The organism is Thiomonas delicata, assembly GCF_900088825.1.
Lineage (GTDB): Bacteria > Pseudomonadota > Gammaproteobacteria > Burkholderiales > Burkholderiaceae_C > Thiomonas_A > Thiomonas_A delicata.
In genome coordinates this window covers 904,881-919,781 of the sequence record NZ_LT592171.1, presented here as the reverse complement: position 1 = coordinate 919,781, position 14,901 = coordinate 904,881, and the positions used below count along the sequence as shown (strand labels likewise).

Annotated in this window: 11 protein-coding genes; 7 read left to right on the top strand and 4 right to left on the bottom strand. The window is 67.8% G+C overall.

Annotated features, from left to right (window positions below; all coding sequences use genetic code 11):
- Window positions 1-114 precede the first annotated feature (114 nt).
- Window positions 115-1,017: an AEC family transporter gene (locus tag THIARS_RS13855; RefSeq protein ID WP_186436682.1), complete on the top strand. Its 903-nt coding sequence runs from the start codon at window positions 115-117 to the stop codon at window positions 1,015-1,017.
- Window positions 1,018-1,042: 25 nt separating this feature from the next.
- On the opposite strand, the gene THIARS_RS13850 is transcribed toward THIARS_RS13855, so the two are convergent.
- Both THIARS_RS13850 and queG read right to left on the bottom strand, forming a co-directional pair.
- Window positions 1,043-2,404, bottom strand: coding sequence for an MFS transporter (locus tag THIARS_RS13850; RefSeq protein ID WP_245845923.1), 1,362 nt, complete (start codon window positions 2,402-2,404; stop codon window positions 1,043-1,045).
- Window positions 2,405-2,867: 463 nt separating this feature from the next.
- Window positions 2,868-4,028 (bottom strand): tRNA epoxyqueuosine(34) reductase QueG, encoded by a 1,161-nt coding sequence (queG, locus tag THIARS_RS13845; RefSeq protein ID WP_094161397.1) that lies wholly within the window; start codon window positions 4,026-4,028, stop codon window positions 2,868-2,870.
- Window positions 4,029-4,074: 46 nt separating this feature from the next.
- Here queG and tsaE point away from each other — a divergent pair, with 46 nt between their 5' ends.
- The 4 genes from tsaE (at window position 4,075) to THIARS_RS13825 (ending at window position 9,445) form a co-directional block, all read left to right on the top strand.
- Window positions 4,075-4,605: a tRNA (adenosine(37)-N6)-threonylcarbamoyltransferase complex ATPase subunit type 1 TsaE gene (gene tsaE, locus THIARS_RS13840; protein ID WP_094161396.1), complete on the top strand. Its 531-nt coding sequence runs from the start codon at window positions 4,075-4,077 to the stop codon at window positions 4,603-4,605.
- A gap of 46 nt (window positions 4,606-4,651) precedes the next feature.
- Entirely contained in the window at window positions 4,652-6,109 is a 1,458-nt protein-coding gene (locus THIARS_RS13835) for an N-acetylmuramoyl-L-alanine amidase (protein WP_094161395.1), read from the top strand.
- Between the two features lie 97 nt (window positions 6,110-6,206).
- Window positions 6,207-7,181 (top strand): TAXI family TRAP transporter solute-binding subunit, encoded by a 975-nt coding sequence (locus THIARS_RS13830; RefSeq protein ID WP_094161394.1) that lies wholly within the window; start codon window positions 6,207-6,209, stop codon window positions 7,179-7,181.
- Window positions 7,182-7,351: 170 nt separating this feature from the next.
- Window positions 7,352-9,445: a TRAP transporter permease gene (locus THIARS_RS13825; RefSeq protein WP_094161393.1), complete on the top strand. Its 2,094-nt coding sequence runs from the start codon at window positions 7,352-7,354 to the stop codon at window positions 9,443-9,445.
- A gap of 13 nt (window positions 9,446-9,458) precedes the next feature.
- Here THIARS_RS13825 and THIARS_RS13820 read toward each other — a convergent pair whose 3' ends face one another.
- Complete coding sequence (locus tag THIARS_RS13820) at window positions 9,459-10,100, bottom strand: VTT domain-containing protein (RefSeq protein WP_094162140.1); 642 nt, start codon at window positions 10,098-10,100, stop codon at window positions 9,459-9,461.
- Between the two features lie 212 nt (window positions 10,101-10,312).
- On the opposite strand from THIARS_RS13820, the gene mutL reads away from it, so the two are divergent.
- The gene (gene mutL, locus THIARS_RS13815) at window positions 10,313-12,199 is read left to right on the top strand and encodes a DNA mismatch repair endonuclease MutL (RefSeq protein ID WP_094161392.1); all 1,887 of its coding nucleotides are present in this window, start codon (window positions 10,313-10,315) and stop codon (window positions 12,197-12,199) included.
- Between the two features lie 49 nt (window positions 12,200-12,248).
- Window positions 12,249-13,181 (top strand): tRNA (adenosine(37)-N6)-dimethylallyltransferase MiaA, encoded by a 933-nt coding sequence (gene miaA, locus THIARS_RS13810; protein ID WP_094161391.1) that lies wholly within the window; start codon window positions 12,249-12,251, stop codon window positions 13,179-13,181.
- A gap of 20 nt (window positions 13,182-13,201) precedes the next feature.
- Here miaA and THIARS_RS13805 read toward each other — a convergent pair whose 3' ends face one another.
- Window positions 13,202-14,641 carry an MFS transporter gene (locus THIARS_RS13805; protein ID WP_094161390.1) on the bottom strand — a complete coding sequence of 480 codons (1,440 nt, stop codon included), beginning with the start codon at window positions 14,639-14,641 and terminating at the stop codon, window positions 13,202-13,204.
- Window positions 14,642-14,901 lie beyond the last annotated feature (260 nt).

Below are 14,901 nucleotides of genomic sequence, written 5' to 3'. Positions count from 1 at the left end.
CAACGCGGAGGACATGGATGAATATGCTAGGGCCTGTTCCCCGCAGCCGCCCCGCGCCCCGGCGCGTCAGCCTGATACGCTGGCCGCACTGACGCCGCGTTCCACCCGGAAGCCATGCCCGTGTGGCACAACGCCCTGCTGCTGTTTCCCGATTTCGCCCTCATCGCCCTGGGCCTCGCCCTGTCGCAGTGGACCTCGCTCAAGCGCGACGTGTGGAGCGCGGTGGAACGGCTGGTGTACTACGTGCTGTTCCCCGTGCTGCTGTTTTCCACCAGCAGTCGCGGCCACTACACCCTGGGCGGCGCGGTTGCGGTACTGCTGGCCGGCATCGGCGCCCTGGTCTGCGGCATCGCCCTGGCCTACGCCGCGTTCTGGCTCAAGGCCGACCGGCGCTGCGCCGCGAGCGGCGTGCAGTGCGCCTTTCGCTTCAACTCCTACATTGCCCTGGCGGTCGCCGACCGTCTGGGCGGCGCACAGGCGGTCTCGCTGGTGGCGGTGCTGATCGCGTTCGGGGTGCCGCTGTGCAACGCCGCTGCCGTGTGGGCGCTGGCCAGGCATGCGCAGCGGGGGCTGCTACGCGAACTGCTGCGCAACCCTCTGATCCTCGCCACGGCGGCGGGGCTTCTTGCCCACAGCCTGGGCCTGCGGCCGCCGGAGTTGCTGTTGCCGGTGCTCGACCGCATCGGCAACGCGTCGATCGCGATGGGCCTGATGACCGTGGGGGCCGGCCTGCAGCTGCGCGGGCTCCATCGCGAGTGGCGCCTGTCGGCCTGGCTCATGACGGTGCGGCACCTGCTCATTCCGCTCATTGCCTGGGGTCTTGCCGTGGCGCTGCACCTCACGCCGCTGCAGACCATGGTGGTGGTGATGTTCGCGGCCATGCCGACGGCGTCGAGCGCCTATGTGCTGGCGGTGCGCATGAGCGGCGACGGGCCTTATGTCGCGGGGTTGGTCAGCCTGTCCACGCTGCTCGGGGCGGTCTCGCTCCCCCTCTTCCTGGGCCTGGTGCAGACATAGCCTGAACAGGCCCTCATCCACCACCTCAAGGCTTGTGACCACTGACGGCGGCGCCATCGGCGCGGTGCAAGCGCGCGAAACCCGGCAGCGCGAGCAGCGGCAGGCCGGCGAGAATCAAGAACACGCCATGGAACGAGGACAAAGCGGGACCTGACCGGTTCGGTGCGAGCAGTCCAAGCAGTGCAGCGCCAAGCGAAACACCGAAGCTCACGGTCAATTGCTGCAGTAGGCCTCCCAGGCTGGTGGCCCGACTGAAGCGCCGGGACTCAACGTCGGCGTAGGCGAGTGTGTTCGAGGTCATGAACTGTGTGGAACGCACCAGCCCGAACAGGACGATGAGGGCCGCAATCCAGGCGTGTGACGTCACTGGTCCAATCAAGGCGAAGCTAGCGAGCATGCCGGAACAGGCCAGCGCGCTGCCGATCAACAGGCTCTTGAATCCAAGATGGCGCAACGCGGGGCCGATGGCGAGCCGGATCAGCGGCGCGCCGAACGCGGATAGAAAGGTGAGCGAGCCGGACTCCACGGAACTCATGCCCAGGCCCAGTTGCAGCAGAAGCGGCAGGAGATAGACGGGCGCGTTCATCGCAACCCGGCACAACCCGCCGGCTATCGTCGCAATGCCAAACGCCCGCTCACGCAGCAGCCCCAGGTCGACGGCGGGGTGCGCTTGCGCGCGGCTTCGCCATGCAAAACCCAGGACTAGCCCCATGGCGATCACGACAAGAGCCGCCAATGCGCCCCAGGAGAAATGCCCGATGCCTTCCATCGTGAACTGCAGCAGGCCGACGCCCACGCCGAACAGAGCGAAACCCGTCAGATCGAAAGGCGACACCTCCTCGGCCGGCAGGGGCGTGACATAGCGATAGGCCAACGCCATCCCGATCAGACCGAAGGGTAGGTTGATGTAAAAAATCCAACGCCAGGAGAGATAGGTGGTGAGATAACCGCCGAGCAGAGGACCGATGACCGGCCCGATGATGGCTGGCAAGGTCGTATACGTCATCGCTTTGACGAGCTGATTGCGCGGAAAGCTGCGCAGCAGGATGAGGCGGCCGACTGGGGTCATCATGGCCCCGCCCAGGCCTTGCAACACGCGAGTCGCCACGAGCATCGCAAAGCTGTCGGCCATGCCGCACAAGGCGGACCCCAAGGTGAACACGGCGAGAGCCGCCGTGAACACCCGGCGCGTGCCGAAGCGGTCGGCACACCAACCGCTGATCGGAATGAACACCGCGAGGGTGAAAATGTAGGCGCTCACCGCAAGGCTCATGTGCACGGCGGTGGTGTGTAAAGCGCGCGCCATGTCCGGAATGGCGGTGGTCACGATGGTGACGTCGAGCTGCTCCATCAGGAATGCGATCGCCACGATCAGCGGAATCAGCATCCTCAGGCGACGGGGCGGTTCGACGGGCGGCGGCTCTCCCGCGGTTGCAATGGTTGCCGATGCCGGCCAGGCCTGTCGCGGATCGTCGGGCATGTCGTTGCGCGCGGTTCAGCTGTGCGTCAAATCGGGGAGCACGATGACCTCTTCCGTCCGGCCGACCGCTCCGAGCCGAGGAAAGATTGCTTCGACGCTCTCGACACGAGGACACGGGTTCACGTCGGTCATCACATCCCCGACCATGGCGAAACGCAAGCCGAGTCCCCGCGCCTGACAGGCTGTCGACCCGACGCCGATGCTGGCGGCTCAAGATCAGTGCGCACGAAGTCACCCCACATCCGCTCGGACATTTCGAGATCTTCCGGGTGGCGGTTCAATGCGGGCAAGAGGTTCGTCCAGTCCGCCGGGATCCTACCAAGGCGATGACCCTGCTCGATCCGCCCGCGAGCGCCTCCGGCGACATGGATCAGGCCGCCTGCCCCGCGCCGGCGCCCGGACTTTGCGCCAAGGCCCAGGCGATGTGCTCGGCCACCAGGGGCGAAGCCGTGGGCAGCGCAGCCCGTAGCGCGGTCTCGATGCCCGCCTGGGCGGCATCCGACGCCGGCAGGCCGCGCCGGGCGTTGCCCAGCGCCACGGCGAGATTGCGGCGCAGGCGCGCGAAGCCGATGCGCCGGATGGCGCTGCCCTCGGTGCGGGCGAGGAATTGCTCCTCGGTCCACGACCAAAGGTCCAGCAGCGTGGCCTGGTCCAGTCCGTGCCTGGCGGCGAAATCCGGCAGCGGCGCAAGCTGGGCGTATTTGTTCCACGGGCAGGCCAGCTGGCAGTCGTCGCAGCCGTACACGCGGTTGCCCATCAGCGGACGCAGCGGCTCGGGTATCGGGCCGGCGAGCTCGATGGTCAGGTAGGAGATGCAGCGCCTTGCGTCCAGCACATAGGGAGCGACGATGGCCCGGGTCGGACAGACGTCGATGCAACGCGTGCACGATCCGCAATGCCCGCCCTGCGGCGCGTCCACCGGCAGGGGAATGCCGATGAAGATCTCGCCCAGGAAAAACATGGAGCCGGCTTCGCGGTTCAGCAGCAGGGTGTGCTTGCCGCGCCACCCCAGGCCGGCGCGGCTGGCCAGCGCCACCTCCAGCACCGGGGCCGAATCGGTGAACACGCGCACCACGCCGGGGTCCACGCGCGCGGCGATGAAATCCGCGAGTTTTTGCAGGCGCGAACGCAGCACCTTGTGATAGTCGCGTCCCCTGGCGTAGAGCGAAACCGTCGCGGCCTTGGGATCATGCAGCCTTGCCCACTCAATCTCCTGCCAGCCTGCCCCCGCCGACGCGTCGCCGGGCAGATAGTCCATGCGCGCGGTGATCACCCGCAGCGTGCCCGGAACCAGCTCCGCCGGGCGGGCGCGCTTGGTTCCGTGATGCGCCATATAGCCCATCTCGCCGTGATAGCCCGCGTCCAGCCAACGCTGCAAAGCCGCTTCGGCCTCGGCCAGATGCACGTCGCTGATGGCGATTTGCGAGAATCCGAGCTGCCTGGCCTCGGCCCGGATCTCGCCCACCAAGACGCGCAGCGCTTCGGCATGCGGCGCTGGTCTTGAGTTCGATGGTTCACTGCGTTCTTGCATGCCCGGATGCTATAGGCTCGGGCGCCCCTCCTCCCCTGCACCATCCATGCCCGAAACGCGCTTGACCCTGCACCGGCATTGCACCGACGAAGCCTCCACCATCGAGCTGGGTGCCGCGCTGGCACAGGCCATGGTGCGGTGCGAATTGCCCGGCTTGCTCATCACCCTGCGCGGAGACCTCGGCGCGGGCAAGACCACCCTCGTGCGCGCCATCCTGCGTGGCCTGGGCGTCACAGGCCGCATCAAAAGCCCCAGCTACGCGCTGGTTGAACCCTATGCAATCGAGCGAAAATCTCTAAAATTAAAGGGAACTCTGCAAACAAACGCCTATCATATTGATCTCTATCGATTTTCAGATCCGAATGAATGGGACGATGCCGGCCTGCGCGAATTGCTTGATGGGCGCAGCCTGTGCTTGGTGGAATGGCCCGAACGGGCTCCCGCCCTGCTGCCCCAGGCGGACCTGGACATCACCCTGAACCCCAGCCCGCAAGGCCGGGAGATCGATCTGCAAAGTGGCAGCCCCGTTGGAGCCGCCATGCTTCACCAACTGGCGTCCGCTGCGACGGACGTCTGACCGCGCCGGGGCACTCCCTGGCGCGACTCGCCAGGGAGTGCCCGACATGAGTGCCGATCGCCGCCGATTCCTGATCCAGTCCTCCAGCCTCGCCCTGCTGCTGACCACGCCCATGCTGGCACGGGGAGCCACCATCATGTCGGTGCGCGTGTGGCCGGCCCCCGACTACACCCGCGTTACGCTCGAATCGGACCAGCCGCTGACCGCCACCCATTTCATCGTGCCCGATCCTCCCAGACTGGTGGTGGACGTGAAAGGCCTGACGCTGAACCCGCAGCTCAAGGACCTGGTGGGCAAGATCAAGCCCGACGACCCCTTCATCCGCGATGTGCGCGTCGCCCAGTACGCCCCCGACGTAGTGCGCCTGGTGTTCGACCTGAAACAGGCCGTCAAACCCCAGGTGTTCAGCCTGCTGCCCGTGGCCGCGTACGAAAACCGCATGGTGTTCGATCTCTATCCCGCACGTGGCGACCGCCTGCTGGCCTTCATGGACCGCGAGGAACTGCTGGCGCGTGCGCCAGCGCCGTCCGACGGCGCTGGCGCCGCGATTTCAGCCCCGAAGAGCGGCAGCGCCGGGACGCCCGAGGCACAGGGCGATGCCTCCGCCCAGGTGGCCGAAACACAGCCCGACAGCCTGGGGGACTGGATCACCCGGCACCGCAGCGAACTCGACGGCCCCGCGCGCGATCCAGGCCCTGGCACCGGGAGCCGGCTGGCCGATGCCAGGAGCAACAACGGGGCCATGAAGACCAACGCCCCGGACACCCCGATGCGGCGCGACCGGCGGTACCAGCGCAGTGTGCTGCTCGCGCTCGACCCCGGCCACGGCGGCGAGGATCCCGGCGCCACCGGACCGAGCGGCGTGCACGAGAAGGACGTCGTGCTGCTGATCGGCCGCCATTTGCGCGAACTGGCGATGAACACCCCGAACATGCGCGTGATGATGACGCGCGACAGCGACTTCTTCGTGCCGCTGTGGATGCGCGTGGAGAAGGCCCAGCGCGCCAACGCCGACCTGTTCACCTCCATCCACGCCGACGGCTGGTACACGCCGCAGGCACGCGGGGCCTCGGTGTACTGCCTGTCCGAAGGCGGCGCCTCCAGCGTCGAGGCGCGCATGATGGCGCAGCGCGAAAACGCCTCGGACGCGATCGGCGGCATCGACATCAACTCGCGCGACTACCAGGTGGCCAAGGTCCTGCTGGACATGTCGACCACGGCCCAGATCAATGCCAGCTTGAGAATGGCCGGACCGACGTTGAAAAAAATGGGCAGCATCGTCCACCTGCATTCGCATCAGGTCCAGCAGGCCGGTTTCGTCGTGCTCAAGTCACCCACGGTACCGTCCATGCTGGTCGAGACGGCCTTCATCAGCAATCCCGAGGAAGAAGCTCGGTTGCAAACGCCCGCGTATCGCAAGCAAGTCGCGCGCGCCATTTTCGAGGGCATCCGCGAATACCTCGCGACCAACCCGCCGCTGGCACGCCGCCGCACCTTCGTCTGACGCGGGCGCGTCCCCGCGTGTTTTTCCCGATGCGCCGCGCGGGCGTTGGCGTAGCATCGTTTCCGTTTGTAAACAACGTAAAGAACGGAGACGCATCATGTCGAAAACCTCGAATGCCGTCGTGCGCGGCCTGTGCGCATTTGCGACCGCATCGCTCCTCAGCCTGGGCGCGGCGATCCAGGTGCAAGCCGCCGAATTCATCACCATCGCCACCGGCGGCACCAGCGGCGTGTACTACCCGCTGGGGGTCGCGTTGTCCCAGGTCTATACCAAGGCCATCCCCAGCGCCAAGACATCGGTGCAGGCGACCAAAGGCTCGGTGGAGAACTTGAATCTTCTCCAAGCCGGGCGCGCCGAACTCGGCTTCTCGCTGGGCGATTCGCTGTCCGATGCGTGGAAAGGCGAGGCCGACGCCGGCTTCAAGGCGCCGCTGAAAAAGCTGCGCACCATGGCCGCCGTCTACCCCAACTACGTGCAGATCGTCGCCCTGGCCGACTCGGGCATCAAGACCCTGGCCGACCTGAAGGGCAAGCGCATCGCGGTGGGCGCGCCCAAGAGCGGCACCGAACTCAATGCACGCGCGATCTTCAAGGCCGCGGGCCTGGGCTATGGCGATTTCTCCAAGGTCGAATACCTGCCCTTCGGCGAATCGGTCGAACTGATGAAAAACCGCCAACTCGACGCCACATTGCAGTCGGCCGGCCTCGGTGTAGCTTCGCTGCGCGACCTTGCCAGCTCGCAAAAAATCGTCGTCGTGCCGATCCCGGCCGACGTCGTGGCCAAGGTGGGTGACGCGGCCTACCAGCCCGGCGTCATTCCCCCCAACACCTACGAAGGCCAGACCGCCGAGGTGCACACCGCCAGGATCCAGAACTATCTGGTCACGCGCGAGGACCTGAGCGCCGACGTGGTCTACCAGATGACCAAGGCCATGTTCACCCATCTGCCCGATCTGGTCGCCGCGCACGCTGCGGCCAAGGCCATCACCCTGGAAAACGCGGCCAAGAATCCGCCGGCGCCGCTGCACGCCGGCGCCGCGCGCTACTACCGCGAAGCGGGCGTCCTGAAGTAGGGCCGAAGCCCATCGGCCTTTGGCGGGATCGCGCCGCCAAAGGCGACAGCCCCGCTCGCCACCGCAGGTTTTCCAGGATTTCAAGGAAACGTTGGGCCGACCCCAAGTTTCCTTGGTCTGCGTGGGAGCGAAGCGGCGCCACCCGACCGGGGCGATCAAGAGACCAAGCCATGACCCATGCAAGCATCGCGGACCCCGCTGAAGCCGGACACCACGACGACTCCCACCACGCCGATGCCGGACACCAGCGCCGCCTGAGCGGCAAGGCCCGGATCGCGGTGATGGTCGCGGCCCTGGCGTTCTCGGTTTACCAACTCGTCATCGCGGCATTCGCGCCGCTGTCCAGCCTCGTGATGCGCTCGCTGCATGTGGGTTTCCTGCTGCTGCTGGTCTACTGGGTGGTCCCCGCCGCCCGACCCAAGCGCTGGCAACAGCACACGCCCTGGTTCGACTGGGCATTGGGCGGCGCGGCCTTCGCGCTGGGCTTGTATCACTGGGTTTTCGAGGCCGAACTGATCCAGCGCTCGGGCGATCCGACCACGCTCGACCTCGTGGTGGGCACCGCCACCATCGTCCTGCTGTTCGAGGCCGCGCGGCGCAGCCTGGGCCTGGCTTTGCCGCTCGTGTGCGCAATCTTCCTGCTCTATGGCCTGTTCGGACAATACCTGCCGGGCGGCCTCGGCCACCGCGGCTACGGCATCGACCAGATCGTCGGCCAGCTCTACCTCGGCACGGAAGGGATCTACGGCATTCCGACCCTGGTGTCGGCCACTTACATTTTTTTGTTCATCCTGTTCGGCGTGTTCCTGGAGCACGCGGGCATGATCCGGCTGTTCAACGCCCTCGCCCTGGGTCTGGTGGGGCGCGCGCGTGGAGGACCGGCCAAGGTGGCGGTGCTGTCGTCCGGGCTGATGGGCACCATCTCCGGCTCGGGCGTGGCCAATGTGCTGACCGTGGGCCAGTTCACCATTCCGCTGATGACGCGGTTCGGCTACACCCCGGTGTTCGCCGGCGCCGTCGAGGCCACCGCCAGCATGGGCGGGCAGATCATGCCCCCGGTCATGGGCGCGGTGGCCTTCATCATGGCCGAGACCCTCAACGTGCCGTATGCCGACATCGTGAAAGCGGCCGTCATCCCCGCCATGCTCTATTACTTCACGGCGTTCTGGATGGTGCATCTCGAAGCCGGGCGCAAGAAGCTGCTGGGCCTGCCGCCCGAACAATGCCCGAATCCGTGGAAGGCGCTGAAGGAAAGCTGGCACCTGGCGCTGCCGCTGGCCGTGCTGGTGTGGATGCTGTTCCACGGCTTCACACCCATGTTCGCCGGCATGATGGGGCTGTCGCTCACGGCCATCCTGCTGCTCGGCGCCGCCATCGCGGCGCGCATCTCGCACACCGCGCTGCGCACCGTGTTCTGGTTCGGCTGCGGCCTGGGCGCGGCGGCCTTCCTGCAGTTCGGCATCGTGCCCGTGCTCGGCGTCATCGCCCTGCTCGTCGCCCTGACCCTGTTCGTGCACGGCGGGCGCGACACCCTGCGCACGCTGCGCAACAGCCTGATCGACGGGGCGCGGCACGCATTGCCGGTCGGCATTGCCTGCGCCATCGTCGGCGTCATCGTCGGTGTGCTCACCCTCACGGGCGCGGCAACCAGCCTCGCCGGATTCGTCGTCGACATCGGCGCCCATAGTCTGTTCGCCTCGCTGCTGCTGACCATGCTGGTGTGCCTGGTCCTCGGCATGGGCATCCCCACCATCCCGAACTACATCATCACCAGTTCGATCGCCGCGCCGGCGCTGCTCAAGCTCGGCGTGCCGCTGATCGTCAGCCATATGTTCGTGTTCTATTTCGGCATCATGGCCGATCTCACACCGCCGGTCGCGCTGGCGGCGTTCGCCGCGGCATCCATCGCCCGCGCCTCGCCCATGCGCATCGGCTTCAAGGCGACGCAGATCGCGCTGGCCGGTTTCGTCGTGCCCTATATGGCGGTGTACGACCCGCAACTCATGCTGCAAGGCGCGTGGACCTGGACGGGGGCGATCTACGTCACGGGCAAGGCTGTCCTGGCCATCGTGCTGTGGGGCGCCGTGGCCGTGGGCCATCTGCGCGCACCCCTCGGACTCCTGGAGCGCCTGGCTGCCTTTGCCGCCGCGGCGCTACTGGTGGCCGCCCTGCCGCTGACCGACGAACTCGGTTTCGCTGCCGCCGCGCTGTTGTTGCTGGCGCATGGCTGGCGCACGCGCCGGCAAGCCGGCGCCATCGCCTGAGCCATCGCCTGAATCAGACCGCTGCGGCGCGCCTGGCCTTCCACCAGCCCCAGCCGACCGGCAGCAGGGAAAACACCACGATGCCCAGGGTGAGAGCGCCCAGGTTGTGTTTGATCCACGGGATGTTGCCGAAGGCGTAGCCAGCCAGCATCAGCGAACCCACCCACAACCCGCCGCCGACGATGTTGTAGACGAGGAACCTGGCGTAGGACATTTCGGCCACCCCCGCGACGAACGGCGCGAAAGTGCGGATGAAGGGAATGAAACGCGCCGCGATGATGGTGATGCCGCCATATTGCTCGTAGAAGGCGTGGGCACGGTCGAAGGCGCGGCGGTTGAACCAGCGGCTGTCCTGCCAGGAAAAGACCTTGTGGCCGATGGCCTTGCCGATTTGATAGTTGAGCGAATCGCCCAGCGCCGCGGCCGCCCACAGCAATGACAAAGCCGCCGGCAGGCTCAGCGCGCCGGAGGCGCAGAAGGCGCCGACGATGAACAGCATCGAGTCGCCCGGCAGAAAGGGCATGACCACCAGCCCGGTCTCGACGAACACGATGGCGAACAGCATGGCGTAGACCCAGTGGCCATAGGCCTGGATGAACTGCGCGAGCTGGGCATCGAAATGCAGCAGCAGGTTGACGAGGGTCGAGAGGTCCATGGTTGACTGCGGAGCGTCGGGTCTGTGGATAGGGCTGGCGCTGGCGCCTCGGTTCAGGCCGCGCCGCAGCATGATGCCCGGGCTTCCTGAGCCCAGGCTGAGCATTTGCGGAGACTTCGCCCGCCGAGGCAACTGGCCTCGGCGTGGCGGAAAAGCCGGCTGAGTATACTGAGCCGATGATGCTTTCACCTGCTGAATCCCAGCCTGAATTCATGGATTCGGCGCCACGCAGCGCGCAGTCTCCAGCCCCCATCCGGGCCCTGCCCGACACCCTGATTTCGCAAATCGCCGCCGGCGAAGTGGTCGAACGGCCGGCCTCGGCGCTGCGCGAACTGCTGGACAACGCCCTGGACGCCGGCAGCACCCGCATCACCGTGCGCATCGCCCAGGGCGGGCTCGACATGCTGAGCGTGGAGGACGACGGCTGCGGCATCCCGCCGGATGAGCTGCCGCTGGCGCTGGCCCGGCACGCCACCAGCAAGATCGCCTCGCTGGCCGACCTCGAACAGGCCCAATCGCTGGGTTTCCGGGGCGAGGCGCTGGCGTCGATGGCGGCCGTGGCCGAGGTCGAGATCGTCAGCCGCCGCCGCGGCCAGCCCGGCGCGCGCATCAGCGCGGCGAACGGCCGCCTGGGGGAGGTGGCTCCGGCCGCCGCGGCGCCCGGCACGCTCATCACGCTGCGGCGCCTGTTCCACGAAATCCCGGCCCGTCGCAGCTTTCTCAAGTCCGCCGCGACCGAAGCCGGCTGGTGCATCGAGGTGTTCAAACGCGCCGCCATCGCCCACCCCCAGGTGGCCTGGAGCCTGTGGCAGGACGGCCGCGCCGGCATGCAACTGGGGCCGGATTCGAGCCCGCTCGGCCTGCAGCGCCTGGCCGACGTGCTGGGCAAGAGCTTTGCCGAGCACGCCCTGCCCGTGGACGCGCGCATCGGCCCGCTCGCCGTGCGCGGCCTGGTCTGCCGCCCCACCGCCGCACGGGCGCGGGCCGAGGTCCAGCAATGCTTCGTCAACCGCCGCTGGGTGCGCGACCGCGTGCTGGCCCACGCCGTGCGCGCGGCCTACGCCGACGTGCTGCACGGCGCCTTGCAGCCGCAATACGCGCTGCTGGTGGAGTTGCCGCCCGAACGCGTGGACGTGAACGTCCACCCGGCCAAGAGCGAGGTGCGCTTCCGCGAATCGCAGGCGGTGCACCAGGCCGTGTTCCACGCCGTGCAGCGCGCGCTCGCCCCCGCCCTGGCCGGCCGCGTCGCCGAGGCCTCGGCCACCGCTGCGCCGGGCCTGGCGACGCCAGCCTCCCGGGAGGGGCGCGCGCCTCAAGCTCCGGGCCTGTTCGAGCGTCAGTCCGGCATGCGCCAGGGCGCCCTATCCCTGGGTACGGTCCTGCAAGCCTATGCTCCTCTCGAGCCCGGTCCATCCGCCTGGGTGGCGGAAGCGCCGAGCCGCGACGGGTGGGCCGCCGCCGGGACAGGGATCGATGCGGCAGCCCGCGGGGCTCCGCCAGCCGACGCGGCCGACGCCCTGCCCCTCGGACACGCCATCGCGCAACTGCATGGCATCTACATCCTGGCGCAGAACAGCCAGGGCCTGGTGATCGTGGACATGCATGCCGCCCACGAACGCGTGGTCTACGAACGGCTCAAGACCGCGTGGGCCGAGCGCGGCCTGCCCACGCAGCCGCTGCTCGTGCCGGCCGGCTTCGCCGCCACGCCCCAGGAAATGGGCGCTGCCGAAGACAACGCCGAAACCCTGACCGCCATGGGTCTGGACATCGCCCCCGCCGGCCCTGCCAGTCTCGCCGTGCGCGCCGTGCCGGCCCTGCTGGCCCGCGCCGACCCGGTGCGCCTGGCCCGCGCCGCGCTGGCCGAACTCGCCGAGTTCGGCAGCAGCCGGACGCTGGAGCAGCGCCGCAACGCCCTGCTCTCGACCATGGCCTGCCACGGCGCCGTACGCGCCAACCGCGCGCTCAACCTCGCCGAAATGAACGCCCTGCTGCGCGACATGGAAGCCACCGAGCGCTCCGACCAGTGCAACCACGGCCGCCCGACCTGGCGCCAAGTCAGCCTGGCCGAGCTCGACGCGCTGTTCCTGCGCGGACGTTGATGCCCTTGACTGCGCGATCAACGTCGCCAACCGGGGGCGGAACTTGTCCATGACCCGTCCCGTGCCGCCGCCCGCCTGGGTCATCACCGGCCCCACCGCCGCGGGCAAGACCGCGGTGGCCCTGGCGCTGGCCGCGCAGCGCGACATCGAGATCATCAGCATGGACTCGGCGCTGGTGTACCGCGGCATGGATATCGGCACCGCCAAGCCTGCGGCCGGCGAACGCGCCCGCGTGCCCCACCACCTGCTCGACATCCGCGATCCGTCGCAAAGCTACAGCGCCGCCGCCTTCGCGGCCGACGCGCGAGGCTTGATCGACGCCATCCGCGCACGCGGACGCGAACCCGTGCTGGTCGGCGGCACCCTGCTCTACCTGCGCGCCCTGCAGCAAGGGCTGAATACCCTGCCCCAGGCCGATGCCGCCCTGCGCGCCGAACTCGAGGAGGAGGCGCGCGTTCGCGGCTGGGCCGCGCTGCATGCGGACCTGGCGCGGGTGGATCCCGCCACCGCCGCGCGCCTCGAACCCGGCGATGCCCAGCGCGTGCAGCGCGCGCTGGAGGTGTGGCGCCTCACCGGCAAGCCGCTGTCCTTGCATTTCCAGGACCAGCCGGCCGGAGGCGGCACGCCCTTGCGCGTGCTGGCGCTGGAACCGTCGAACCGGGCCGAACTGCATGCCGGCATTGCCGTGCGCTTCCACGCCATGCTGGCGGCCGGTTTTCTCGACGAAGTCCGGGCCTTGCGTGCCCGGGCCGACCTCCATCCCGGCCTGCCCGCCTTGCGCGCGGTCGGCTACCGCCAGGCCTGGGCTCATCTCGGCGGCCTCACCGATGCCGCCACGTTCGAGGCCCAGGCCATCGCGGCCACCCGCCAGCTCGCCAAGCGCCAGCTGACCTGGCTGCGCGGCATGACGCAGCGGCTGGTGGTCGATTGCTGCGCCCGTGACGCCCTACCGCGCGCACTGGCGCAACTCCTGCGCCCCTGAAGCACGCGGGTCCGCGTGCTTCAGCTCGCCGCGCTTGCCTGCGCCTGCGGCGACGACCAGGTCGGTGCCGATGCGCCCGGGCGCTCGCCGCTGATCTCTTCAAGCGTCTTGCCGCTGGGCTCGGGCAGCGTTGTCAGTGTCAACAAGGCGCCCAGCACCGACACCCCCGCCGAGAACAGCATGGCGCCCTTGACCCCGCCTGCGGCACTGATCAAGGGAAACACGAACGTGCCGACAAAGGCGCCGAACTTGCCGATGCCGGCGGCGAATCCGTGCCCCGTGGTGCGCACGCTGGTGGGAAACACCTCGGCCGGCATCACGAAGGTGGTGCAATTCGGGCCGAACTGGATGAAGAAAAAACTCACGCCGTAAAGCACGAGAAACGGCGCAACCTCGTGGGTGATGCCTGGCAGCAGCCCCATCGCCCCGAAGCAAATGGCCATGGCCGAGAAGCCGAGAACCTGCAGGCGGCGATGACCGATGGCATCCATGAAGAAGATCGACGCCAGATAGCCGGGAATCGCGAACACCGCGAACGTGATCAGCGCCCAGGCGCTGCCGGTGAGCGTGGACGACGACGGCGCCAGAAGCTTGAGGATTTCCGGCGTGGAAATGGCGTTGCCGTAGAAGGCGTAGTCGTTGAGAAACCAGGCGCCGCCCGTGCCCAGAATCAGCAGCAGCATGCGCCGGTCGCGCAGCATCTCCATCAGGCCGATGCGCCGGGGTTGCGTCTTGTCTCCGGCCGACTGGACCTGGCCGAAGGAATAGGCCCGCATGTCGCGCGCAGCCTCGTCCGCATGGCCGAGCACCAGGGCTTTGTAACGCGGCGACTCGGGCATGGTGCGGCGCAGGTAGAGCACCGCCAACGGCGGTAGGGCGCCCAGGCCGAGCATGATGCGCCAGATCGAATCGGGCGGCATTCCCGAGGCTTCCAGCGTCAGCGCCACGACCGGGCCGAAAGCCAGCCCCAACCCCTGCATGCCGAACACCAGCGAGGTCAGCGCCCCGCGTTTCTTGGCATTGGCATATTCGGACATCAGCACCGCGCTCATCGGATAGTCGCCGCCGATGCCGAAGCCCAGCACCACGCGGAACGCCAGCAACCAGATGAAGCTGGGGGCGAACGCGCAAGCCAGTGCGCCGATCACCATCAGCAGCGCCTCCAGGCCATAGATGCGCTTGCGGCCGATGAGGTCCGCCAGGCGGCCAAACACGAAGGCGCCGAGAAAGGCCGCCACCAGCGAGATGCTGCCGAGCAGGGCGATGTCGTGGCTGTGCAGATGCCATGCCGGCTTGATGTAGACAAGCGCCGATCCGATGATGAACAGATCGTAGGCATCGGTGAAAAAACCCATGCCCGCGGTGAACGCGGCGCGCAGGTGGAAAAAGCTGATCGGGGCGTTGTTCAGGGAATCGACGACGTCGGGCGTGGCCGAGATGGTGCTGGGTGCTGTCTGCATGGAGACCTCCGGTGAAATGCCTCCTTGATTCGGGCCTTGCGCAGGCGGGCGCGCAGCGTCGCGAGCCCTTCGTCTTGTTTGCGTCGATGGTGCAAATTCCTCGTGACAAATCCGTGACAAGGCACCGTCTCGAAATGCAAGATTCGCTGCACGATGTACGGAAAACAGCGGCGTTCAACGGGCTTCGGGCCGAACCTCGAACGCCACGCCGCACCGGCCCGGGAATACCGGTCCACGGACCTTGACCAAACCTCCTTCGA

Excerpts from the sequence above, each read along its gene's own strand:
- THIARS_RS13855 (WP_186436682.1), top strand. The coding sequence starts at position 115 with ATGCCCGTGTGGCACAACGCCCTGCTGCTGTTTCCCGATTTCGCCCTC.
- THIARS_RS13850 (WP_245845923.1), bottom strand. The coding sequence starts at position 2,404 with ATGCTGATTCCGCTGATCGTGGCGATCGCATTCCTGATGGAGCAGCTC.
- queG (WP_094161397.1), bottom strand. The coding sequence starts at position 4,028 with ATGCAAGAACGCAGTGAACCATCGAACTCAAGACCAGCGCCGCATGCC.
- tsaE (WP_094161396.1), top strand. The coding sequence starts at position 4,075 with ATGCCCGAAACGCGCTTGACCCTGCACCGGCATTGCACCGACGAAGCC.
- THIARS_RS13835 (WP_094161395.1), top strand. The coding sequence starts at position 4,652 with ATGAGTGCCGATCGCCGCCGATTCCTGATCCAGTCCTCCAGCCTCGCC.
- THIARS_RS13830 (WP_094161394.1), top strand. The coding sequence starts at position 6,207 with ATGTCGAAAACCTCGAATGCCGTCGTGCGCGGCCTGTGCGCATTTGCG.
- THIARS_RS13825 (WP_094161393.1), top strand. The coding sequence starts at position 7,352 with ATGACCCATGCAAGCATCGCGGACCCCGCTGAAGCCGGACACCACGAC.
- THIARS_RS13820 (WP_094162140.1), bottom strand. The coding sequence starts at position 10,100 with ATGGACCTCTCGACCCTCGTCAACCTGCTGCTGCATTTCGATGCCCAG.
- mutL (WP_094161392.1), top strand. The coding sequence starts at position 10,313 with ATGGATTCGGCGCCACGCAGCGCGCAGTCTCCAGCCCCCATCCGGGCC.
- miaA (WP_094161391.1), top strand. The coding sequence starts at position 12,249 with ATGACCCGTCCCGTGCCGCCGCCCGCCTGGGTCATCACCGGCCCCACC.
- THIARS_RS13805 (WP_094161390.1), bottom strand. The coding sequence starts at position 14,641 with ATGCAGACAGCACCCAGCACCATCTCGGCCACGCCCGACGTCGTCGAT.